Annotated in this window: 21 protein-coding genes and 1 tRNA gene; 16 read left to right on the top strand and 6 right to left on the bottom strand. The window is 51.5% G+C overall.

The genetic code is table 11. From position 1 onward, the window contains the following. The first annotated feature begins 14 nt into the window (after positions 1–14). The 5 genes from QLH52_RS10790 to QLH52_RS10770 are packed head-to-tail and all read left to right on the top strand — an operon-like array spanning position 15 to position 6,554. Positions 15–1,817, top strand: a complete 1,803-nt coding sequence (locus tag QLH52_RS10790; protein WP_051670228.1) for an ABC transporter ATP-binding protein — start codon at positions 15–17, stop codon at positions 1,815–1,817. Then, positions 1,814–3,025, top strand: coding sequence for a glycosyltransferase family protein (locus QLH52_RS10785; protein WP_033158028.1), 1,212 nt, complete (start codon positions 1,814–1,816; stop codon positions 3,023–3,025). The genes QLH52_RS10790 and QLH52_RS10785 overlap by 4 nt, the downstream gene beginning before the upstream one ends. Then, complete coding sequence (locus tag QLH52_RS10780) at positions 3,015–3,857, top strand: polysaccharide deacetylase family protein (protein ID WP_051670226.1); 843 nt, start codon at positions 3,015–3,017, stop codon at positions 3,855–3,857. Before QLH52_RS10785 ends, QLH52_RS10780 begins: the two co-directional genes overlap by 11 nt. Before the next feature lie 14 nt (positions 3,858–3,871). After that, positions 3,872–5,395 (top strand): alginate export family protein, encoded by a 1,524-nt coding sequence (locus QLH52_RS10775; RefSeq protein WP_033158027.1) that lies wholly within the window; start codon positions 3,872–3,874, stop codon positions 5,393–5,395. Between the two features lie 13 nt (positions 5,396–5,408). Next, positions 5,409–6,554 (top strand): glycosyltransferase family protein, encoded by a 1,146-nt coding sequence (locus QLH52_RS10770; RefSeq protein ID WP_033158026.1) that lies wholly within the window; start codon positions 5,409–5,411, stop codon positions 6,552–6,554. On the opposite strand, the gene QLH52_RS10765 is transcribed toward QLH52_RS10770, so the two are convergent. The 6 genes from QLH52_RS10765 to QLH52_RS10740 form a co-directional block, all read right to left on the bottom strand. After that, the gene (locus QLH52_RS10765; RefSeq protein WP_033158025.1) at positions 6,548–7,789 is read right to left on the bottom strand and encodes a S8 family peptidase; all 1,242 of its coding nucleotides are present in this window, start codon (positions 7,787–7,789) and stop codon (positions 6,548–6,550) included. The genes QLH52_RS10770 and QLH52_RS10765 overlap by 7 nt on opposite strands. 6 nt (positions 7,790–7,795) lie before the next feature. Continuing rightward, complete coding sequence (locus tag QLH52_RS10760) at positions 7,796–8,503, bottom strand: anti-sigma factor family protein (RefSeq protein WP_319961537.1); 708 nt, start codon at positions 8,501–8,503, stop codon at positions 7,796–7,798. Positions 8,504–8,507: 4 nt separating this feature from the next. Further along, complete coding sequence (locus QLH52_RS10755) at positions 8,508–9,068, bottom strand: RNA polymerase sigma factor (protein WP_319961536.1); 561 nt, start codon at positions 9,066–9,068, stop codon at positions 8,508–8,510. A gap of 123 nt (positions 9,069–9,191) precedes the next feature. Beyond that, positions 9,192–9,935: a TorF family putative porin gene (locus QLH52_RS10750; RefSeq protein WP_319961535.1), complete on the bottom strand. Its 744-nt coding sequence runs from the start codon at positions 9,933–9,935 to the stop codon at positions 9,192–9,194. 133 nt (positions 9,936–10,068) lie between these two features. Continuing rightward, a complete protein-coding gene (locus tag QLH52_RS10745; protein ID WP_171695009.1) occupies positions 10,069–10,815 on the bottom strand; it encodes a DUF5765 domain-containing protein in 747 nt (248 codons plus the stop codon). Positions 10,816–11,330: 515 nt separating this feature from the next. Continuing rightward, complete coding sequence (locus tag QLH52_RS10740) at positions 11,331–11,798, bottom strand: ProQ/FinO family protein (RefSeq protein WP_319961534.1); 468 nt, start codon at positions 11,796–11,798, stop codon at positions 11,331–11,333. A 266-nt stretch (positions 11,799–12,064) separates the two neighbouring features. Here QLH52_RS10740 and hemF point away from each other — a divergent pair, with 266 nt between their 5' ends. The 11 genes from hemF (at position 12,065) to QLH52_RS10685 (ending at position 21,752) form a co-directional block, all read left to right on the top strand. Next, positions 12,065–12,979, top strand: a complete 915-nt coding sequence (hemF, locus tag QLH52_RS10735; RefSeq protein ID WP_319961532.1) for an oxygen-dependent coproporphyrinogen oxidase — start codon at positions 12,065–12,067, stop codon at positions 12,977–12,979. Positions 12,980–13,214: 235 nt separating this feature from the next. Further along, on the top strand, positions 13,215–14,162 hold the full coding sequence (locus QLH52_RS10730; protein WP_319961530.1) for a hypothetical protein: 948 nt from the start codon (positions 13,215–13,217) through the stop codon (positions 14,160–14,162). Positions 14,163–14,236: 74 nt separating this feature from the next. Beyond that, a tRNA-Val gene (locus tag QLH52_RS10725) sits at positions 14,237–14,313 on the top strand. Positions 14,314–14,361: 48 nt separating this feature from the next. Continuing rightward, positions 14,362–16,269, top strand: a complete 1,908-nt coding sequence (gene thrS / locus QLH52_RS10720; protein WP_319961529.1) for a threonine--tRNA ligase — start codon at positions 14,362–14,364, stop codon at positions 16,267–16,269. Between the two features lie 22 nt (positions 16,270–16,291). After that, the gene (gene infC / locus QLH52_RS10715) at positions 16,292–16,816 is read left to right on the top strand and encodes a translation initiation factor IF-3 (RefSeq protein WP_081607885.1); all 525 of its coding nucleotides are present in this window, start codon (positions 16,292–16,294) and stop codon (positions 16,814–16,816) included. Between the two features lie 159 nt (positions 16,817–16,975). Next, positions 16,976–17,173, top strand: a complete 198-nt coding sequence (gene rpmI, locus QLH52_RS10710) for a 50S ribosomal protein L35 (protein WP_033158016.1) — start codon at positions 16,976–16,978, stop codon at positions 17,171–17,173. Positions 17,174–17,202: 29 nt separating this feature from the next. Beyond that, positions 17,203–17,565 (top strand): 50S ribosomal protein L20, encoded by a 363-nt coding sequence (gene rplT / locus QLH52_RS10705; RefSeq protein ID WP_020481986.1) that lies wholly within the window; start codon positions 17,203–17,205, stop codon positions 17,563–17,565. A 140-nt stretch (positions 17,566–17,705) separates the two neighbouring features. Beyond that, complete coding sequence (pheS, locus tag QLH52_RS10700; protein WP_319961527.1) at positions 17,706–18,725, top strand: phenylalanine--tRNA ligase subunit alpha; 1,020 nt, start codon at positions 17,706–17,708, stop codon at positions 18,723–18,725. A 15-nt stretch (positions 18,726–18,740) separates the two neighbouring features. Next, complete coding sequence (gene pheT, locus QLH52_RS10695; RefSeq protein ID WP_319961526.1) at positions 18,741–21,116, top strand: phenylalanine--tRNA ligase subunit beta; 2,376 nt, start codon at positions 18,741–18,743, stop codon at positions 21,114–21,116. A 2-nt stretch (positions 21,117–21,118) separates the two neighbouring features. Beyond that, entirely contained in the window at positions 21,119–21,415 is a 297-nt protein-coding gene (gene ihfA / locus QLH52_RS10690) for an integration host factor subunit alpha (protein ID WP_026146839.1), read from the top strand. Further along, the gene (locus QLH52_RS10685; protein WP_020481982.1) at positions 21,399–21,752 is read left to right on the top strand and encodes a MerR family transcriptional regulator; all 354 of its coding nucleotides are present in this window, start codon (positions 21,399–21,401) and stop codon (positions 21,750–21,752) included. Before ihfA ends, QLH52_RS10685 begins: the two co-directional genes overlap by 17 nt. Positions 21,753–21,792 lie beyond the last annotated feature (40 nt).

Here is a 21,792-nt window from a genome sequence, read left to right as displayed (position 1 = left end):
CCGGAAAACTACCCATGACCGACCAAACCCAATCGAACAGCCGCTTCAGACAAATCGTGTGGGCGCATCTGCGCCGGGTTCGCGGCAGCATTGTCGCGGCCATTGTCTGCATACTCGGTTCCACCCTGACCAGCCTGATCGTGCCCTGGCCGCTGAAGCTGATTTTCGATCATGTGTTGCTGAATCATCCGTTGCCGGCCCATCTGGCCGCCGCGCAACCGCTGTTGCACGGCGGCAGCGAACAAGCGTTATGGATCCTCTGCGGCAGCATGGTGCTGATTGCCTTGTTCAAGGGAGTTTTCTCCTACTACCAATTGTTCCTGACCTCCCGCATTGGTTATTTGTTGGTCTACACCTTGCGTAGCGAGTTGTTCGACCACTTGCAACGCCTGTCGCTGGCCTTTCACAGCAGTACGCCGTCCGGCGAGTTGCTGAACAAGCTCACCAGCGATACCAACACCTTGAAGGACGTCTACGCCGACTCGGCCTTGACCTTCACCACCCACGTGCTGACGGTACTGGGCATGTTCGCCATTATGTTCAGCCTGAGCGTGAAACTTAGCTTGATCGTGCTGGCCAGTTTTCCACTGCTGTGTCTGGCTATCGTGCTGATTTATCGCCGGGTCAAGCGCTCGGCGCGCAAACAACGCCATAATGAAGGCCGCTTGGCTTCGCGGGTTAGCGAACTGTTGAACGCGGTGCCGCTGGTGCAAACCTACGGCATGGAAGATGTCGAGCGCGAGCGTTTCGATGTCGAAAGCAGCCAGTCGATGACCGAAAGCGTGCGTACCGCGCGCATCGAAGCCGGTGCGACGCGGATGATCGAAATCATCAGCGCTATCGGCACCGGTATCGTGGTGCTGTTCGGTTGCTTGCAAGTGTTCGACGGCGTGCTGACGCCCGGCGACGTGTTGGTGTTCAGTTCCTATATCGCCCAGATGTATCAACCGATTCGGCAGATCACCCGCTTGTCCACCCGTTTTTCCAAGGCCAGCGTCAGCATCGAGCGCATCAGTGAAATTCTGGATACCGAGCCGGACATACAGGACCCGCCGAATGCGATAGTGCCTAGTGGCTTGCGCGGCGAAATCGAATTTAACAATGTTTCTTTCGGCTATCCGACCGGCAAACCCATTCTGCGGGATGTTTCGTTTCATGTTCAGCCGGGCGAAAGGGTGGCGTTGGTCGGTGCTTCGGGGGCCGGCAAATCCACCATCGCCCGCTTGCTGATTCGGCTTTACGATCCGCAACAGGGCGTTGTGCGCATCGACGGCATCGAAGTTGATCGTTACCAGCGGGCGGCGTTGCGGCGGGAAATCGGCGTGGTGTTGCAGGATTCGATACTGTTCGGCACCAGCATTCGCGAAAACATTGGCTACGGCAGCCCGGATGCCACGATTGAAGCGATTGAAGCAGCCGCGCGCATGGTGCATGCCGACGCATTCATCCGCAATCTACCGGACGGCTACGACACGGTGCTGGGCGAAAGCGGCGGCAATCTGTCCGGCGGCCAAAAACAACGCTTGTGTCTGGCGCGGGCCTTGTTGCGCCAATCATCGATTCTGATTTTGGACGAGCCGACTTCGGCGGTGGATGCCCAGTCTCAAGCACTGATCCGCGATGCCATTGATCAGCTGCACGGCGGCAAAACCGTGCTGATGATCGCTCATCAATTTCACACCATCCGCCATTTCGACCGGATTTTAGTGCTGAAGCAAGGCGTGATTGTCGAGCAAGGCAGCCACGAAGCCTTGATGCAGATGCGCGGCCATTATCACGAACTGTATAAACTCCAACACGGGTTGCGTGCCGCATGAACCACTACAAACCGCGCTTACTGCTGTATTGCCAGCATTCACTGGGCATGGGCCACTGGGTCCGAGCCATGACTTTGGCCAATGCCTTGAGCCGCGAATTTCGGGTGACATTTCTGAATGGTGGCCGCGCTCCCGATCACCAAGCCGCCGTTGCCGATTTGGATATGCTGAATCTGCCGCCGCTGGGTATGGGCGAGGATCATCAATTGTACAGTCAGGATGAACGTTACAGCGTCGAAGAAGCTCTGGCCGCTCGCAAGCAGATAATTTTGGATGAGTACGCAATGCTCAAACCCAAAGTGGTGTTGATCGAGCTGTTCCCGTTCGGGCGCAAGAAACTGGCTGGCGAGTTGCTGCCACTCCTAAAGACTGCGCGTCGAGACAAGCAAACGAAGCCACTGGTGCTGTGCAGCCTGCGCGACATCATGGTCAACGCCCGTAAAGATCAAAGTCGCCATGACGAACGCGCCCGCTGGATTACCGACCGCTATTTCGACGGCCTGCTGGTGCATGCCGATCCCCGGTTTGCCAGATTGGAAGACAGTTTTAAGCCGCGCCATCCCTTGCAAATTCCGCTGCTGTACACCGGTTTTGTCGCTCCCGGTAACGTGCCGGCCGCAATCAAACCGCCAAGGCGTGGGGTTTTGGTGTCGGCTGGTGGCGGCATGGTCGGCGCACCGTTGTTTCAAGCGGCGATTCAGGCTCATGCCATCAATTGGGCTAAGGAAAAACTGCCGATGACCATCGTCGCCGGGCCGTTTTTACCGGACGCGGACTGGCAGGATTTAGTAATACAGGCCCAAGGTGTTGAGGGTTTGACATTAGTACGCTCGGTACCGGCGATGCAGCCCTTGTTGGAGGCGCACAGTGTGTCGGTGAGTCAATGCGGCTACAACACGGTGATGGATATTCTCGAATCCCGCACGCCCGCTTTAGTCGTGCCGTTCGTGCGCGGCCAGGAAGACGAGCAAATTCAGCGGGCGCAAAAGTTAGCCGAATTGGGATTAGTCGAAATGCTGAATCCTAGCGAATTGACCGGCCAACGTTTGGCCGAACGGATTTTGCAACTAAGGGATTTTTCACCCAATCCCGCCGGCCTGGATTTGGCTGGGGCCGATACCACCGTACGCCTGATTCAGGACTTGCGGGCCAGCAAAAACGACTCTATCCCAGAAGCTCAATCAAAGGAGTATGCCCATGCTTGCTGATTGGCTCAGACCTGTGCGTATGGCCTTGGATGACCGAGAACAAGCCATCCAGATTTTCTTTCGCGACGACGACGCTGGTTGGGATGATGACCGACTTTATGCCTTGCTGGACTGCTTTCGGGATTGCCATACGCCCATCGATCTTGCGGTGATTCCCGATGCTCTTAGCCAGTCGCTGGCGGACTCGCTGCTGGGGTGTTGGCGGCGAAATCCGTTTCTGTTGGGCGTACATCAACATGGATGCAGCCATCAAAACCATGAAAACCACGGCCGCAAATGCGAATTCGGCATCAGTCGTAGCGAAGAGCAGCAATTTAAGGATTTATTGGCTGGCAAACACCAGCTTGAGTGCCTGTTCGGGTCGGCGCTGGACAGCATCTTCACGCCGCCTTGGAACCGCTGCAGCCAAACCACGGCTGATAGCCTGATCAAACTGGGTTTCCAAGCCCTGTCGCGCAACCTAGGCGCCGCGCCGCTGTATACCGGAAGATTACGGGAAATTCCGGTGGCTATTGATTGGTGCGGGATCAGAATCAAATCCGCTCAGCCCTGGATGGCGCTGGGCCAAGCCATCGCAGAGGCGTTGTATCCGACGCACCCGCTACCACTGGGCATCATGTTGCACCACGCCGTGATGGACGGTGACGACCTTGAGCATCTGCAAGCCGTATTGCAGCTATTCCGCGAACATCCCAATACGCGCTGCCGCTTGATGCGCGAATTTTTACGTCCCGCAGACGTTGTCGATATGGCGACCGGTGCTTTGGCGCTTGATTCCCTGGTCAAGCCGTTGACGCCCCTCGGCCTTGCCTCTGATCAACCCATCCACTGATTTTCGTTCCACTGATGAGCTCCAAACCCTTCAAAATAACAACAATTAAGTCGGCCCTGCTGGCCGGCGGCGCCTTGCTCAGCCTGTCTGTGTTTGCCGACGCGAGTCTCCAACAAGCAGGGGCTTCCACAAAACGCGCAGACAACGCCTTCCGCCAGGATAACGGCGATACCGTCAGAAAAGAGCCGCTACGTATCAACCCCGGCGATAAACGGCCGGCTGACCAGTTCAAGGTCGATGTGTTCGGCCATCCGCTGACCATTGGCGGCGCTTACGAACTGGAACCTCGCTACGTGGAAGACCGACGGCTGGACCCACGCCGCGATGACGACGTGGCCAATGTTTACCAAGATTTAAAGCTGGAGTTGTTTTACCAGTGGTCTAAATCGCTATCGTTTTTTGTGCAGTCCGATGTGTATTACGACCCAGAGGTCTACACAGAAAGCGGTCTGGACCAATACGAGGCCGGCATCAAACTGACCCAGGCCTGGCTGTTTATTCACCAACTCCTGGATTCGGGGTTTAGTCTGCAATTGGGCCGGCAACGCATTGCCGATAAGCGCCAATGGTGGTGGAACGACGAACTGGACGCGGCGCGGATTTATTTTGGCGAAGACACGCTGTTCGCCGAGTTGGCGATTGCTAAGGAACTGGGCTCGAAACAGTCGGATCAGGATTTCATCGATCCGGTCAGCGACCGGGTGGTACGGCTAATGGGCGATATGGTCTGGCAATGGGACCCGAAGCAAAATTTATCCTTGTTTTTTCTCAGCCAGTTCGACAATTCCGATAATCAACGCCCCGGCGACTTGATCCGCGCCAATCGTAAAGACAGCAGCGATGGTGACTTGACCTGGTTTGGCGGCCGAGCCATGGGTAAATTCAAAATCGAACATATCGGTAAAATCGGCTATTGGCTGGATTCGGCATTAGTGTTCGGCGATGAGACTACCCAGACCTTTACCGACATCAACAGCAATGTATCCCGCGTCGGCGCGCAAACACCCAAACACGTCGCAGCCTGGGGCATGGACGCCGGCATCACCTGGTACAGCAACCTGTTCCTCGAACCCTATGTCACGCTGGGCTACGCATACGGCTCCGGCGACAGCAATCCCGATGACGGCACCGACAACAGCTACCGGCAATCAGGCATCCACAATAACAAAATAAAATTATCCGGAAGCCAACGCTTTCGTTATTACGGCGAACTGTTTCGACCGGAGTTATCGAATTTGAACATCATGACTGCGGCGCTGGGCTTTCCGATCTCCGAGCAAAGCTCTATCGATTTGCTTTACCACCACTACGAACAGGCTACGCCGTCGTCGGTGATTCGCGATTCGCGAATTCGCGCCACGCCCAACGGCCGCAGCGGCACGCTGGGCGACGAGTTTGATCTGGTGTTGTCATTGGACGAATGGAAGCATTTGCAGGTGCAATTTGCCGGTTCGGTCTTCATGGCCGGCCCGGCGTTCGGCGCGTTGGAAGGGAATAACTCCTTCCAGCTCGACCTGACCTTTAAATACAGCTTTTAGCGGCTTGTTTGCCATGCCTGCAAAGCGCCGCAAAATGCTGTTTTATTGCCAAAGCCTGGTTGGCCTGGGGCATTTGACCAGCAGCTTGTTGGTGATCCGCGAGCTGTCGGCTTACGCCGATGTGGACTTGATCCACGGTGGCCAAGGCCTACAGCAGATGCCGGAATTGCCGGGATTTCGGCATCTGCGTTTGCCGACGATTTTGATCGATAGTGCCAGCGACGAACTATACGCACCGGACAGCGATGAGCCTATCGAACGTATCTGGGCTGAACGGGCGGCGGCTATCGAGCAATTTGTAAACTGGCCTTACGATGCGGTAATAGTCGAGTTTTTCCCGTTCGGCCGGCGCCGCTTGAAACAAGAGATTCTGGGTTTATTTGCCAAGGTCAGACAGCGCTGCGGGGCGATTCCGATTTTTTGTTTTGTGCGGGAAATTTTGGTGCCGGCAGCGCTAGACGCAGAAAGGCGCATGGTGAAACTGGTGCGGGAGCATATCCATACCGTTTTCGTGCGTGGCGATCCGAATATTGTCCGCTTCGAGGAAACCTTTAGCTTGACCGCCGAAATTGCCGACCGTTTGGTTTACGTGGGCTACGTCAGCCCGCCACCGCCAACAAGCTGGCCAGTAAGACGAAACCGGATAGTGGTCAGCCAAGGCGGCGGCGAAATCGGTAAATCGCTGTTGCGCGCCGCGATCCGGACCGCGCCGCTGCTGCCGGAATATCAATTTTTAGTGATTACCAGCTCCCGAGCTTCGGCAACCGAAATCGCTGAATTGCAAGCGCTGGTCAGCAGTCCTAATGTCCAAGTCGTCTCGTTTTTGCACAACTTTCAGGAAAATTTACAGTCTGCGGCGTTGTCGATCAGTCTGGGCGGCGACAATACATTGATGGACGTGATCAGCACCCGCACGCCGGCGTTGGCGTATCCTTACGCCGGCAATAGCGAGCAAGGGCTGCGGATTGAAAAACTGGCCGGCAAGGGGTTTGTGTTTCCGTTAACCGACAACGATCTGCCGCCGGAACGGCTTAGTATCAAGATCAGAGAAACGATAAATCAGGCTTATCCGCAGCAGGCCATAGCGATTAACGGCGCGGCCGAAATCAGTCGGCGGATAAGGGCAATCCTTGACGGCGACTTTTGTGAAGATCAGTGAGCGCGCTCTGGAACGGCGAGGGCGGTGCTCGAATCCAGTAAATTGGCGGTCGAGGCGTCGTTGCCCAGCCGGCGTTTGATGTCTGCCGCTTTCCAGTCCGGATGCAATTGCAACAGCAAAGCGGCCATGCCGGCCACATGCGGTGTGGCGAAGGAACTGCCGTTCATAAAGTCGTAGGCTTGGTGCGGCACGGTGGTCAGAATGTCTTTACCAGGTGCGGCTATTTGCTGGTGGTTGCCGTTGTTTTCCTGACCAACGGCTATCACACCGGCGATGTTGGCCGGGAAACCACCGCTTTGGTCCTGGCTAGGGACTGCCGCAACCACGATAATGCCTTTGGACAACGCTTTCTCGATTAACTGTTGCACTAAAGGGTCTTCGGGGCCGCTCAGGCTCAGATTGATGATATGGCTATTCATTCTGATAGCCTGATTCAAGGCCAACGCTAGGGTAAAGCTGTTGCAATGTGCCGGCAAGGCATTGGGTTTCTCCGGCCAGCAGGCCCGAAATGCCAAGATTTCCGCCTCGGGGGCGATACCGGCTATGCCTATGCCGTTGTTGGGATGAGCGGATAATACGCCGGCTACCGCCGTACCGTGAATGTCGGCCAAATTATGATCGCTGGGTTCCGGTGCGGTGTTTTCCGAATACTTGATCCGGCCTCGTAAGTCCGGGTGCTCGGTATCTACGCCGGTATCAATCACGGCAATACGCACGCCTCTGCCGGTGGTGGTGCGGTGCAAATCGGCTATGCCGAGGGCGTTGAAGCCGGTTTGTAAATGCAGATACGGGTCGCTGTAGGTTTGAGTCGGCGCAACTTGTTTACCTAAAACCTGGAAGCTATGCATTTGCTGGACGGACGACACGTCGCTGTCCTGTTGCAACTCCGTTATTGCCTGTTGCACGGGCAGGCTGTCCGGTACCTCATACACCACGCAGCTGACGCCCAAGGTCGTCACCGGCCACTGGGCGACGAACTGTAAATGGTGACGCTCGGCCAGTTCCTGCGCAATATGTTCGCTCCAGCCGGAGTTGCCGTAATGGCCGCGCAAGCGATAACCGTCCAAGCTGTTGGCGGGCAACGCGCGGTCAATGCTGCGGTCGGTAAAGGTGACGAGCAGACGCCGCTCTTCGGCAGTTGTGCTGTCGCCTAGTCGCGATAAATCGCTGGTACTCGCGCAGGCGCTAAGCAGCCCGATCAAGCAAATAAACAGATTTAAGCGCACTAATTTCATGATCGATTATGGTTGTAAAATCGGTTCGGCTAGCATGACATCCTGTCGGCTGCGCAGCAACGCCAAGGCGCCGGCCATGTCGGCATCGGGCTTGCCGGCGGTAATTTTGACAGTGTAAGCGCCGACGCTGTTCGGCCCGTCTACCCGTACCCCATTAATTTGGCTAAGCGCGGCGTCTATGTCTTTTTCCATTAGATTCTTTGCAAATACCACACGTATCTGACCGGTCGTACCGGCGTCCGGTTTGGCCGCTGACAGCGTGTGATAATCGGAGGTATTGGCTGGGCGCAGGTATTGCACGGCAGCCGGTAGTGTGACCAGTAACAAGGACGCAGCAATAGCCAGGCCTTTTCCGGTATTGCTGGCGATTCGCCAAAATCCCCGGCCAGCGCTGAAGGGTTTTACATTGTTGCTACCCAGTTGTTCGCGTGGGATGTCTATCTGTTTGCTGCGCGGGAGTTGACTGGCTGTTTGCATTTTGGCACGCAGGCCGGCAAAAGAAGCTTCGGCGGCCACATCCAGATCGGCCGCTTGTTGCACGGCTGCCGCAAGTTTTTGCAAAGTTAGTAGTTCGCGTCTGCAGACTAGGCAGTTTTTTAAATGTTGGTCTACCTGTTGGCGTTCGTTAACTGTCAGGCTTTGATTGACATACCAGGGCAGTAACAACACGATGTCCGAATGGGAAGTAGTGGATGAGGAAATCTGTGAGTTCATGGCCTTATTTCTCCTGTGCGTCGGCAAAAACCTGCAGTTTCCTGCGGGCATGAAACATGCGGGTTTTGACGGTATTTTCCGGGCAATCCAGGATTCTGGCGACATCCTGATAAGACAAGCCGTGGTAAAAGGTTAATTCGATGACGGCGCGTTGGTCCGGCGGTAAAGTGGCTAATGCATAGTTTAAGCAATCTTGGTTTTCCCAATTATTCGCTGGATTTGCGCTTGGATCGCCGATAGTTTCTATCAAGAAGTCGATATCGACATCCTTGTCCCGCCGGGCGCTTTTGGCCATGGCTTTCAAGGTTTTGTGATAGGCGATACCGAATACCCAGGTGGAAATTTTGCTTTCATGATTGAAGCCGTGCGGTTTTTCCCAAACCACCAGCAAGGTCTCCTGTATCAATTCCTCCACCGCTTCGGGTTGGCGCATCATGCGCAAGATGAAACGAAACAACCTTGGATAGTAATTTTTGTAGAAGGCTTCGAATGCGGCGGTATCGCCTTCGCCGATACGTTGCAGCAGGGCGTATTCGTCCGGGCCGATTTGGGGCTGTTCGGGCATGGGTGGTCGATGTAAGTTAGGGACTAAACGCAGCATGGCTCAAACCTGGGTTCCGGTGATTTTAGCGTGGTGTGCGAGTGTATTCCGCAGCGAGGCCGGAAGGTTCAAAGGCGGGAATTTTATTTAAAATCCGGCGGTCACGGAGATTAAAAATTTGTTGTCCTGTAAGCGTGGATAAAACTCGTGGTGATGGGTGTCTTCGTGATGATTGTCCAGATGAACGTCAGCGTAGCGTAAGTCTAGTGCCAGATTGGCAGTGATGAACCAGGAGACCCCGGCATTCCAATAAAAATAATCCTCATCCAATAGTTTGTTGGCTTGGTAGTAGCCCAATCCCGTTGAAAATTGTAGGTTGTCGAGAATGTCGCGGCGATATTTGAGTTCGTAATTCAGCACAGTGGCGTCGCGGCGATAGGCGTTAGGCGCAACGGACACGGTGCCGCTGAGCCAGTCCTGATAGTGTAGGGATGCGTAAAATTCGGCGTAATCGGCATATTTCCCAAAAATCTTGCCGTCGAACAGATAGCCGGTTACCGAGAATTCAGTCCGCCAGTCGCGATTTAACGGCAGGCTCCAACCCAGATAGGGTTTGATTTCGACATCGGCATGGTTTTTATAGCGACGGTCGTCGAAGCTGACTTGTGAAACGCCTATGCCGCCGAACCAGCCCATAGCGTCCTGGTAATCGATATGCGCCTGAGCCAGTGGGTTGCCGCGATTCTTGGAATAGCCCCTGTATAAGTAATCGCTGAGAAACGTTAGTTCGCCATGCCATTCCGCTTGGGCGCAAGTTAAAACTGAGGATACGCCGAAAACTCCTAACAAGATTGCAAACGCGCCTTTGCGGAAGATTTTATCTGTGTCCATGGCTGGGTAGTTTGAGATTTATGTGGGCATTGTCAGTAATTGGCTGTCAGTATAGAACTACCCTTTTGTGCATTATTTCCTAGTCGGCTTGAACCTTCAACAAACTTGAGGGATGTGTGGTGAATTGATCAACTTATTTAAAAAACTGCGGATACCGGCAACCGTACCAGTTGGTTACATACAGATAGTGGCGGATGGGTGTTTTAATTAACAATAGCAGCAGTCCTATCGAATATAGACACCATACGGCAGCCCATTCGTTCATATCGTTGGTTGTCAAATAGGCCAACAGCGGGCCGGTCGTGAAATGATACAACACCAGTTTCCATGAGCCGTAAAGCAATGGCATCAAAAAGGCGGCGTATACGTAACTGTTAGCCATCTGAATACTGCCGCTGGCCGGTATGGCCCAGGCAATATGCCATTGTCCGGATGTGGAGCAAATCTCCGTGCCGCAAAAGGGCATTAAGAATTTGAGTTGAGTGCCCGGTAGAAATTGGTAGTAGTGGTCAAAACAAAAACTGCTCCATTGGAATGGATAAATTCGCATCATGAAAACAGTGGCCGCTGCAAAGCACAAGATATAGACAAACGGCGCGATGCGTTTTCGTGACGGTTCCGGGATGAAATGCATGCTGACTGCGTTGACAAAAAACGGTTGAAAAGCAATGTGCATATATCCCAAAAACGTAGCAATCTGGTTGTTCGGATTTAGGCATTGGTCTATCACCGAATAGGTATAGGCCTGTAGTAATTCCATTAGGGAAAAGTAGGCCAGTGCCAGGCATAAGACCTGGGATTCGCCGCGCCGATAAAAAAAAGCAGTGCTCGCAAAGCCGGTTAAGGCAAGCGCGGCCGATGCCTCGCCACTCCAACACATAATTCCCCCTGGGAATAATCTAGGATCGGGTAAACTGCGATCCAGTGTCGGAGTTTGAAAAGGGTATAAGAGTAACGCCTGGCAGATGCCGAGGGGCTTTAAGGCTCTGTGTTGCCGACTTTTGCTTTTTGGGCTTGGTCGTGAAGAGGTTGCCTTGGGGGGATTAACCTAAGGCGTGATCGCGCGAAGAAAACGACGCAAATGTTGCAGTCGATACGTTGTGATTCCACAATATTTTTGCAGAATATTTGCGCATTCTAATGGCTTTGTGAGGGTTTATGACAAAAATTTTCCGGGAACTGACAAGGTCGGTAAGCACCCGAGACAACTTTGGGTGCTAAGCGCGTATCGATTGGTTCTGAGTTCTGGATTGGGACGGGCTGTCGCATCGGCAAGCAGGCAAGCGGGCTTTGGAAATAACTTGTTTCGGTGGTTATACGTGCTTGAAAGTCCTGGAAAATCAAAAGTTTGAAGTTGCGCTATCCTGGTGTGTACAATCTCTTTATGAGAAAAACTTATGCTGACCCTGTAGGTAATGCTTCGACGGCTTCAGGCTGTTTCCGCCGTTGCGCTTTTAATTTGCTTGCCTGTTCGGCATCTGCTTTTGTGACTTGGCCGGCCGGCATTCCTTGCAAATCCACTCTGACGGCATCTTCTGTCAGGCAATCCCAGTATCGATGTCCCCAACACCAGGCCTTCAGTGCGGTGCGGAGTTGGTTTTTATCTGCACCGAGTTGATCGGCATGGGCCAGGATGTCTTTGTGGATGCCTATTTTTAAGGGCAGTTTGGCAGCGGGTTTTTTGGGAAACGCCAAGGGAAAATTCTTTTGCAGCAAGCCGATAATGGCGACTAGCGCGTCAGCTTTGCCGGTCTTTTTGATAGGCGATTTCTCCGCTATCTTTTTTTCTCGTTTTACCGGTTTATTGGCGGCTGCTTGCTTGACAAGTTCATCTCTAAGCGCTGCTAGTTCTTCAAATCCCATAATGTATCCACACTTTTATCAAGGAATAAAAGGCAGATTGTACATCGGGAAACATCAAGCCAATAGTGCAATCGAATTTTGGTGCGCTCGGCTAACAATTTCTTAGATAAATAACATAGCGTTCCGCACTTTATCGGGCGCTGCCGGGATTTTCCTGAGAACCGACTTAAGTGTTTGCGGAATGCTTATTGTGGTAATTTGCGCTCAATGGGCTGCCGCATAGCGGTTGCTGAGTAAAATTATTATCGACGGGACAGTGCTTTATCATGATTGAGAACGATATATCCGCAGTTAAAACGTATTTGCTGAAGTTGCAAGATCGAATTTGCACGGCTTTAGAAGCGGAAGAACCCGCCGCGTGCTTCATGGAAGATGCCTGGGAACGCGCCGAAGGTGGTGGCGGACGTTCGCGGGTGTTGGCGAATGGTGAGGTATTTGAGCAAGGCGGGGTTAATTTTTCGCACGTGTTTGGCAGTCATCTGCCGCCATCGGCAACCGCCAAACGGCCGGAGCTAGCCAATCGGCAATTTGAAGCGATGGGGGTGTCCCTGGTGATGCATCCTCGCAATCCTTATGTGCCGACCTCGCACGCCAATGTGCGGTTTTTTATCGCCAAAAAAGACGGTGAACCGGCTATTTGGTGGTTTGGTGGTGGTTTCGATTTGACGCCGTTTTATCCTTTCCAAGAAGACGTATTGCATTGGCATCAAGTTGCGCGTGAAGCTTGCCTGCCGTTTGGTGAGGATGTGTATCCACGTTATAAAAAGTGGTGCGATGAATATTTCTTTTTAAAGCACCGCAACGAAACTCGTGGCGTCGGCGGGTTGTTTTTCGACGATTTGAACGAGCCTGATTTTGCTCAAGCTTTTGCATTTATGCAGAGCGTAGGTGACCATTACCTGGATGCCTATTTGCCTATTGTGCAAAAACGTAAAGACACAGTCTATGGCGAGCGTGAGCGTAATTTTCAATTGTATCGGCGTGGGCGTTATGTCGAGTTTAATTTGGTGTACGACAGGGGGACTCTATTCGGGCTGCAATCTGGCGGGCGGACCGAATCGATTTTGATGTCCATGCCTCCGGTCGCGCACTGGCAATACAATTGGCAGCCTGAATCAGGTAGTCCGGAAGCCCGGTTATACGACACATTTTTACGCCCACAAAACTGGCTGGGAATTTAGGCGGAAATTGGTTAGTAACAGTGCTTTGGAATGTCTTGGCAAGATTTGTTCGCAAGGTTTTGTTTTCAGTCAAGCGTGTTTGGTCTTTTTTTTGGATAGTTAGCTAAAGTTCACAAAATTTCTGCCGCTAAAAGAAACGGCATGGTGGTAATCGCCAAAATATAGGAAGTGATTTGAATCTGTCCTGTCTTTGGCTATCCGCTATTTGTTTTTATGCAGCGTCAAGGTGAATCTAATGACTACGATCAATTCATTGACAACATCATTGTATGTATCGCAAACCACCATCAGCATATCCAGCACCAAAAGTGCGCACAACGATGACGATCAAGAGCGTCCGGCGGTAAGCGGGAGAGGGGAGAAGCATGGGCATCATCATAGTGGTGGGGCGTTCATGCGCAATGTCATACAAACATTGCAAAGTTTTGGATTGAATATTCCTGGTGGTAATACTGATTCTGCCGCCGATGACACTACTGAGAGCAACGCTGGCGGCAGTCAAAATAATTCATCCAATCTTGGGCAATTGTTGCAGACCTTTTTGCAGGATTTAAGGCAGGTATTGAAACAAAGCGGTGTGCAGCAACCCGCTACAGCGGCGCAAGGCGATGCAAGTGCCGCTCAAACGCCGCCAAAGCAGGTCGCATCGGTCGCGACTATGTCGACGCCTGCAACAACGAGTACGACTCAAACCGGACAAACAACGGCTGCGACACCGTCAACTAGCGTAACGAATAATGCGGGTACGCAAGCAACGACGACCACCGCATCTGCAACGACCACACCTACTGCCGCGCCACGCGCAACTGTTGCCGATGTACGCCAAGCGTTGCACAGCTTCTTGCACGATTTGCGTCAGGCTTTGAAATACAGTGCTGATCGTCGTCACGGCTCTGACGATGACGATCGGCATGGCGACAAAGCGGTAGGTCGAAATGGCTATGGTAAATTCACCGATAATTTGCAAAATTTGATCGCGGCTTTGGGTGATGCTGCCGGTGAAACTAGTGGCAAATATAAAGAATTGCAAGATAGTTTTAACGATCTAGTGAATGTGTTGGGAACTCCGGCGAATGGTAAAAAACCGACTTTGTTGGAGTTTCTAAACAAGTTGTCAGGTAATCGTGAGAGTAACACTCCGGCCTCTGTTGCTAAGGGTTCTATCTTAACTGCTACAGCTTGAACCGTTGTTGCTATAGAAAAAGCTTGCATAAGTAGTTTAGATCGTTATAATGCGCGGCTCGAACGATAGACTTTAGGCGCGTAGCTCAGTTGGTTAGAGCACCACCTTGACATGGTGGGGGTCGGTGGTTCGAGTCCACTCGCGCCTACCAAAACATAAAGCACCGCATGACGGTGCTTTTTTTATTGTGGAATCGAAAATGCCTGTAATCACTTTGCCCGACGGCTCTCAGCGTCAATTCGACCAAGCGGTATCTGTAATGGATGTGGCCCTGTCTATTGGTATGGGTCTGGCTAAAGCGACGTTGGCAGGTAAAGTAAATGGCAAATTGGTAGATGCCAGCACGTTGATCGATTCCGATGCGAGTTTGCAAATCGTCACTGCCAAGGACGAGGAGGGTGTTGATGTGATCCGCCACTCCACAGCGCATTTGCTGGCTCAGGCTGTCAAACAGTTATTCCCGTCAGCGCAGGTAACCATCGGTCCAGTGATAGAAAACGGTTTCTATTACGACTTTGCCTTTGAGCGTTCCTTTACGCCTGAGGATCTGACGGCTATCGAAAAGAGAATGGCGGAACTGGTTGCGCAAGATATTGCCATTAGCCGTTCGCTGTTGTCGCGCGACGAAGCCGTAAAGTTTTTTGAAGGTTTAGGCGAGAAATACAAAGCTGAAATTATCGCTTCGATTCCTGCCAATGAAGATTTGTCTTTATACCAACAAGGCGACTTTACCGACTTGTGCCGCGGTCCGCATGTGCCCAGCACCGGCAAATTAAAAGCGTTTAAATTGATGAAAATTGCCGGCGCCTATTGGCGCGGCGATTCCAAGAACGAAATGCTGCAACGCATTTATGGTACTGCCTGGGGCGATGCTAAGGAATTAGCCGCTTATCTGCATCGTCTGGAAGAAGCTGAAAAGCGCGATCATCGTAAAATCGGCAAGGCCCTGGATTTGTTTCATACCCAGGAAGAAGCGCCGGGCATGGTGTTCTGGCACGACAAGGGTTGGACCATATATCAGCAGATCGAGCAATACGTGCGCGAGAAATTGCGCGTCAACGGCTATGGCGAAGTCAAAACCCCGCAAATCGTCGATCGCACGCTGTGGGAAAAATCTGGTCACTGGGATAAATTCAGTGCGATGATGTTTACCACGCATTCGGAAAGCCGCGATTATGCGGTGAAGCCGATGAACTGTCCTTGCCATATTCAGATTTACAATCAAGGTATTAAAAGCTACCGGGATTTGCCGGTGCGCCTAGCTGAATTCGGTTCCTGCCACCGCAACGAGCCATCCGGCACTCTGCATGGCTTGATGCGGGTCCGGAATTTTGTGCAGGACGATGCGCATATCTTCTGTACCGAAGATCAGATTCAATCCGAAGTTTCCACGTTTATCGATCTGTTGTTTGAGGTTTACAAGGATTTCGGTTTCGAGGAAGTGATTATCAAACTGTCAACTCGTCCGGAAAATCGAGTCGGCGACGATGCGGTCTGGGATAAGGCGGAAAGCGCGCTGGAATTGGCCTTGAACAATAAAGGTCTGGATTGGCAATTGCAGCCGGGCGAAGGTGCTTTCTACGGTCCTAAAATAGAGTTTTCCTTGAAAGATTGTATAGGTCGGGTCTGGCAATGCGGTACTATACAAGTCGATTTCTCGATGCCGGAAAGGCTGGATGCCTCGTATATAGGCGAAGATAGCGCCAGGCATGTGCCGGTAATGTTGCATCGGGCAATACTGGGCTCCTTGGAGCGTTTCATCGGAATTTTGATCGAGCAATATGCCGGAACTTTTCCGCTATGGTTGGCGCCAGTGCAGGTGATGGTGATGAATATCACCGACCGCCATGCCGATTATGCGGAGCAGGTGCGGCGAGAACTTGAAAAACAAGGTCTTAGAGTCAAAATTGACTTGAGAAACGAGAAGATAGGCTTTAAAATTCGCGAGCATTCCATGCAGCGAGTGCCGTATCTTTTGATTATCGGCGACAAGGAATTAGAAACTCGGACTGTTAGTGTACGCACACAACAGGGCGAGGATCTAGGAAGTCTGTCAATTGGCGAACTTGGCGAACGCTTGAGAAACCAGATTGCGGATCGAAAATAATAACAACTTGGAGGATTAGGGTATCAGCTCTAAAAAAGATGCAACGCGCTTAAATACCGAGATTACCGCCAGGCGGGTTCGGGTAGTAGGCGCTGAAGGTGAACAAGTCGGGGTTGTTTCCATAAACGAAGCGTTACAGCTCGCCTACGATGCAAACATGGATCTGGTCGAAATATCGCCCAATGCTGATCCGCCGGTTTGCAAAGTCATGGACTTTGGCAAATATCAGTTTGAGTTAAACAAAAAACTGCAAGCCGCCAAGAAGAAGCAAAAACAAATCCAGATCAAGGAAATCAAGTTTAGGCCCGGTACCGAAGAAGGCGATTACCAGGTCAAGCTGCGCAGCCTGATCAAATTTCTAAACGAAGGCGACAAAACCAAGATCACCGTGCGTTTTAAAGGCCGTGAGCTGACTCATCGTGAGCTTGGCATGGACTTGTTGAAACGTATCGAAACCGATCTGGAAGAAATGGCCATAGTCGAGCAATTTCCGAAATTGGAAGGCCGGCAAATGGTCATGGTGATGGGGCCGAAGAAAAAGAAATAACTCAATCACACGGTTTTAGCCGTTTTTTAAAACGGCAAGGCGATTCAGGAACGAATCGGTTAAAGGATACTTTTGTGTCCGGAAATTCAATGGGGCCAAGCATTTTGCCTCACTGGGTTTTGTCTCAAGGACTTTACTTTTAATCATTGGAGAAAACAAATGCCAAAAATGAAAAGCCATAGTGGTGCCGGCAAGCGCTTCAAGAAAGTTGGAAGCGGCGGTTTTAAATGCAAACAATCGCATAAACGTCATATTTTGACTAAAAAAACCACCAAACGTAAAAGACAACTGCGTAAAACAGCCATTCTTCATCCGTCGGATACGCCATTGGTTGCGCGTATGCTGCCGTACAGTTGATTTATCATTGATATTGAAGAGAGTAGAACATGGCTAGAGTTAAACGCGGTGTCACCGCTAGAGCAAGACACAAAAAGATTTTAAAACTGGCAAAAGGTTACTACGGTGCCCGTAGCCGGGTTTACCGCGTCGCCAAGCAGGCGGTCATCAAGGCCGGCCAATACGCTTATCGCGACCGTAAACAGAAAAAACGCCAATTCCGCGCCTTGTGGATCGTGCGTATCAACGCTGCCGCACGTTTGTACGGTATCTCCTATAGCCGTTTGATCAACGGTCTGAATAAAGCCAATGTTGCGATCGACCGCAAAGTATTGGCCGACTTGGCTGTACGCGACATCGACGCTTTCGGCGCGATCGCGAAAGTGGCTATAGCTAACCAAAGCAAACCGTAAGGAAAACATTAAGCCGCTTTGAAAGAGCGGTTTAATTGCTCGACTCCCCGTTTTTGACGGGGAGTTTTCCGTCAAATCTCGTTGGCGGGAACCTATCGTTTTGGAATTTCCCTCAATTGCAGACAAAAGTGAGCTGAGTCGTGTCGGCTAGTATCGAAGATATTGTTACGCAGGCATTACAAGAGCTTGCACATGCACAAGACCTTAGCCAACTGGATCAGGTCAGAGTCAATTATCTAGGCAAAAAAGGTCTATTCACTCGGCAGATGAAGGAGTTGGGTAGCCTGGACCCCGAGCAACGCCGCAGTGTCGGGCAAATTATCAACGATGCCAAAAATACTTTTCAAGAGGCGTTAGAGGCTCGGAAATCGACTTTGGAAAATGCCGAATTGGCGGCGCGTTTGGCTAGCGAATGTATCGACGTAACCCTGCCGGGGCGCGGCCAAACCGTATCCGGATTGCATCCTGTTACGATCACCTTGCGGCGGATTGCCAAAATTTTTGCTGAGGCCGGCTTTAATATCGTCGAAGGCCCGGAAATCGAAGACGATTACCATAACTTCGGCGCCTTGAATATTCCCGAGCATCATCCCGCGCGGGCGATGCACGATACCTTCTATTTCGATGCGCACACCGTATTGAGAACTCACACGTCGCCGGTACAGATTCGGGTGATGGAATCCGAAAAGCCGCCCTTGAAAATTATCGCGCCGGGCCGGGTGTACCGCTGTGATTCGGACATGACCCATTCGCCCATGTTTCATCAGGTCGAAGGTTTCCTAGTCGATACCGATGTCAGTTTCGGCGACCTGAAGGGTGTCATTTTTGAGTTTCTGCGCGCCTTCTTCGAAAAAGAAGTCAACGTGCGTTTTCGTCCTTCTTATTTTCCGTTTACAGAGCCTTCCGCCGAATTCGATGTGTCTTGTGTGATGTGCGACGGCAAAGGTTGCCGCGTCTGCAAACAAACGGGCTGGCTGGAAGTGGGCGGTTGCGGCATGATTCACCCGGAAGTATTCAAATCGGTCGGTATTGATAACCAAGTTTATTCCGGCTTCGCCTTTGGAACCGGAGTCGAACGTCTGGCGATGATGAAATACGGCATCAACGATTTGCGGATGTTTTTCGAAAACGATCTGAAATTTTTACAACAGTTTAATTAACGGTGGATAGTCATCATGCAAGTCAGTGAAGCTTGGTTAAGAGAACTGGTCAATCCGCCTGTCGCCACCGCCGAATTAGTCGCGCAACTGACCATGGCCGGTCTGGAAGTTGATGCCGTGACGCCTGTTGCAGCCGAATTTTCCGGTGTGGTGGTGGGTGAAGTACTTTCCACTATTCAACATCCAAACGCAGATAAACTTAGGGTTTGTCAGGTCAACGTCGGCCAAACTGAGCCCCTGCAAATCGTTTGCGGTGCCAGTAATGTCAGGCCGGGTTTGAAAATTCCGGCAGCATTGATAGGTGCGGTATTGCCCGGCGATTTCAAAATAAAGGAATCCAAGCTGCGTGGCGAATTGTCCTTCGGCATGTTGTGCTCGGAAAAAGAATTAGGCTTAGCGGTCAGTTCCGATGGTTTGATGGAATTACCGGTTGATGCGCCGGTCGGTGTTGATATTCGCGACTATTTGGCGTTGAATGACAACGTGATCGAGTTAGGCTTAACGCCAAATCGCGCGGATTGCCTGAGCGTCGAAGGCGTCGCCAGGGAAGTGGCGGTTTTGAACAATCTGCCGTTCCAGGCTACGGCGTTTGCTACTGTCGAACCGCAGCACACGGAAACCCTGGAAGTTAAAGTCGAAGCCACGGAAGCTTGCCCGGTTTATCTGGGGCGTTTAATTAAAAATATCAATCCTGCCGCGGTCACGCCACTGTGGATGCAGGAGCGTCTGCGCCGTTGCGGTATTAGAAGCTTAAGCCCGGTTGTTGATGTTACCAACTATGTGTTGATCGAATTGGGCCAACCGCTGCATGCTTTCGATGCCGATAAACTGAGTGCGCCTATCGTGGTTAGACGTAGCCGGGCCGGCGAGTCCTTGGCTTTATTGAATGACCAAACCATAGAGTTGGACGGCGAGGCACTGGTCATAGCCGATCAACGCCAAGCCTTGGCCTTGGCCGGCGTTATGGGGGGTAAGGATAGCGCCGTATTTGGCGAAACCCGCGATATATTCCTGGAATGTGCGTTTTTTACGCCCATCGATGTCGCTGGTAAGGCGCGCCAATTTGGTTTGCATACCGATTCCTCGCACCGTTTCGAAAGAGGCGTGGATTTTAACTTGCAACGCCGGGCGATCGAACGCGCCACGCAATTGATTCTACAAATAGCCGGCGGTAGTCCTGGGCCGGTTCAAGAGGTTATTTCCACTGCCGAACTGCCCGCCAGAATGCCGGTAAAGCTGCGTAGCCAACGTATTACAAAGGTGTTGGGCATTCAATTTGGCGACGATGAAGTGCATGCGCTGTTCGAAGGCTTGGGTATGCAGGTTCAAGTAGTCGAGAACGGCTGGGAAATTACCCCGCCGGGCTTTCGTTTCGATATTGCCATCGAAGAAGATTTGCTGGAAGAAATCGGCAGAATCTATGGATATAACAATCTGCCTAGCAGCAGTTTGTTGATGCGCTCTGAGCTTGGTAAAGCGCCCGAGGCACAGTTGCCATTGGCGAGATTGCAGGATTGCTTGGTAGATCGCGGTTATCAGGAAGCGATTACCTACAGCTTTGTCGATGAAGCAATGCAAAATGCCGTCGCCCCGGGCGAAGAATTTATCCAGATTCAAAACCCTATATCCTCAGAACTTGCCGTGATGCGCACTACGCTGTGGTGCGGTTTGTTGAATGCGGCTTTGTATAATATCAACCGCCAACAGAGTCGAGTGCGCTTATTCGAAGCCGGCTTGCGGTTTTTCTATCAAGATGGGCAAATTCAACAGCGAAAAATGTTATCCGGTTTGGCCTTGGGTACCGTTAATCCCGAACAGTGGGGCGAAAAAGCCAGAAAGCTGGATTTCTTCGATGTGAAAGCTGATATTGAAGCTTTGTTTGATTTAGCAGGAGTTTGTGCTGATTTCGTCGCCTATCAACATCCGGCGTTACACCCTGGCCAAACCGCGCAAATCAAAAACCAACGTGGCGAAGTGATAGGTTTATTGGGCATGCTGCACCCAACGCTCGAAAAACAATTGGGTTTCGATAGTCCGGTATTCTTGTTTGAACTCGAACAGGATGCGGTCTTGGAGCGTAACGTGCCTAAATTTAGTACGTTATCCAAATACCCGTCGGTGCGCCGCGATCTGGCTTTATTGGTGGACGAGGCTGTATCGGCTGCCGCAATCACCAGTGTAATTGAAGAATGCATGGAGACAGCGATACGTGAAATATCGATCTTCGACGTTTATCGCGGACCGGGCGTTGCCGAAGGTTATAAGAGTGTCGCGTTAGCTTTACTCTTGCAGGATTTTACGCAAACGCTTACCGATACAGAAATTGATGCTATATTTCGCAAAGTGCTGGACACTTTAGCGGCTAAACTGAATGCAAAATTGAGGGAGTGATTGTGGCATTAACCAAAGCAGATATTGCAGAGAAATTGTTTGAAGACCTCGGTTTAAACAAGCGTGAAGCTAAAGAAATCGTAGAGTTGTTTTTCGACGAAATTAAAAAAAGCCTGGAAAGCGGCGAGCAAGTGAAGATTTCCGGGTTTGGTAAGTTTGAATTGCGCGACAAAAGTGGTCGTCCGGGTAGAAATCCCAAAACAGGTGAAGAAATTCCCATCACTCCGCGGCGTGTGGTGACTTTTAGAACAGGGCAAAAATTGAAAGCTCGAGTAGAAGCGTATGCTGGAACCCAGTAATAATAACGAATTACCGGTTATTCCGGCCAAGCGGTATTTTACGATTGGCGAAGTTAGCGACCTCTGTGCGGTAAAGCCCCATGTATTGCGCTATTGGGAACAAGAGTTCACCGAGCTTAGTCCGGTAAAACGCCGAGGAAATCGCCGTTATTATCAGCGCCATGACGTGTTGTTGATTCGACAAATTCGCGCTTTGTTATACGAGCAAGGTTACACAATAGGTGGTGCGCGTGCTCATCTGGCGAGCGGTAGCGCCAAGGAAGACAGTTTACGCACCAAACAACTTATTCATCAGATGATTGGCGAGCTGGAAGATATTTTGGAGCTGCTGAAATAGCGTTTCCCAAATAATATGATATTATGTCCGGCTTGCTCTC

It is taken from the genome of Methylomonas defluvii (assembly GCF_033949435.1).
Classification (GTDB): domain Bacteria; phylum Pseudomonadota; class Gammaproteobacteria; order Methylococcales; family Methylomonadaceae; genus Methylomonas; species Methylomonas defluvii.
Note: the sequence above shows the minus strand (reverse complement) of the source record. Positions and strands in the feature narration are given on the sequence as shown.

Coding starts and splice junctions, on each gene's coding strand:
- rplT (WP_020481986.1), top strand. CDS start 17,203: ATGGCTAGAGTTAAACGCGGTGTCACCGCTAGAGCAAGACACAAAAAG.
- thrS (WP_319961529.1), top strand. CDS start 14,362: ATGCCTGTAATCACTTTGCCCGACGGCTCTCAGCGTCAATTCGACCAA.
- QLH52_RS10740 (WP_319961534.1), bottom strand. CDS start 11,798: ATGGGATTTGAAGAACTAGCAGCGCTTAGAGATGAACTTGTCAAGCAA.
- QLH52_RS10790 (WP_051670228.1), top strand. CDS start 15: ATGACCGACCAAACCCAATCGAACAGCCGCTTCAGACAAATCGTGTGG.
- QLH52_RS10765 (WP_033158025.1), bottom strand. CDS start 7,789: ATGAAATTAGTGCGCTTAAATCTGTTTATTTGCTTGATCGGGCTGCTT.
- hemF (WP_319961532.1), top strand. CDS start 12,065: ATGATTGAGAACGATATATCCGCAGTTAAAACGTATTTGCTGAAGTTG.
- QLH52_RS10770 (WP_033158026.1), top strand. CDS start 5,409: ATGCCTGCAAAGCGCCGCAAAATGCTGTTTTATTGCCAAAGCCTGGTT.
- QLH52_RS10755 (WP_319961536.1), bottom strand. CDS start 9,068: ATGCCCGAACAGCCCCAAATCGGCCCGGACGAATACGCCCTGCTGCAA.
- QLH52_RS10785 (WP_033158028.1), top strand. CDS start 1,814: ATGAACCACTACAAACCGCGCTTACTGCTGTATTGCCAGCATTCACTG.
- QLH52_RS10685 (WP_020481982.1), top strand. CDS start 21,399: ATGCTGGAACCCAGTAATAATAACGAATTACCGGTTATTCCGGCCAAG.
- QLH52_RS10760 (WP_319961537.1), bottom strand. CDS start 8,503: ATGAACTCACAGATTTCCTCATCCACTACTTCCCATTCGGACATCGTG.
- rpmI (WP_033158016.1), top strand. CDS start 16,976: ATGCCAAAAATGAAAAGCCATAGTGGTGCCGGCAAGCGCTTCAAGAAA.
- QLH52_RS10745 (WP_171695009.1), bottom strand. CDS start 10,815: ATGTGTTGGAGTGGCGAGGCATCGGCCGCGCTTGCCTTAACCGGCTTT.
- QLH52_RS10730 (WP_319961530.1), top strand. CDS start 13,215: ATGACTACGATCAATTCATTGACAACATCATTGTATGTATCGCAAACC.
- QLH52_RS10750 (WP_319961535.1), bottom strand. CDS start 9,935: ATGGACACAGATAAAATCTTCCGCAAAGGCGCGTTTGCAATCTTGTTA.
- QLH52_RS10780 (WP_051670226.1), top strand. CDS start 3,015: ATGCTTGCTGATTGGCTCAGACCTGTGCGTATGGCCTTGGATGACCGA.
- pheT (WP_319961526.1), top strand. CDS start 18,741: ATGCAAGTCAGTGAAGCTTGGTTAAGAGAACTGGTCAATCCGCCTGTC.
- QLH52_RS10775 (WP_033158027.1), top strand. CDS start 3,872: ATGAGCTCCAAACCCTTCAAAATAACAACAATTAAGTCGGCCCTGCTG.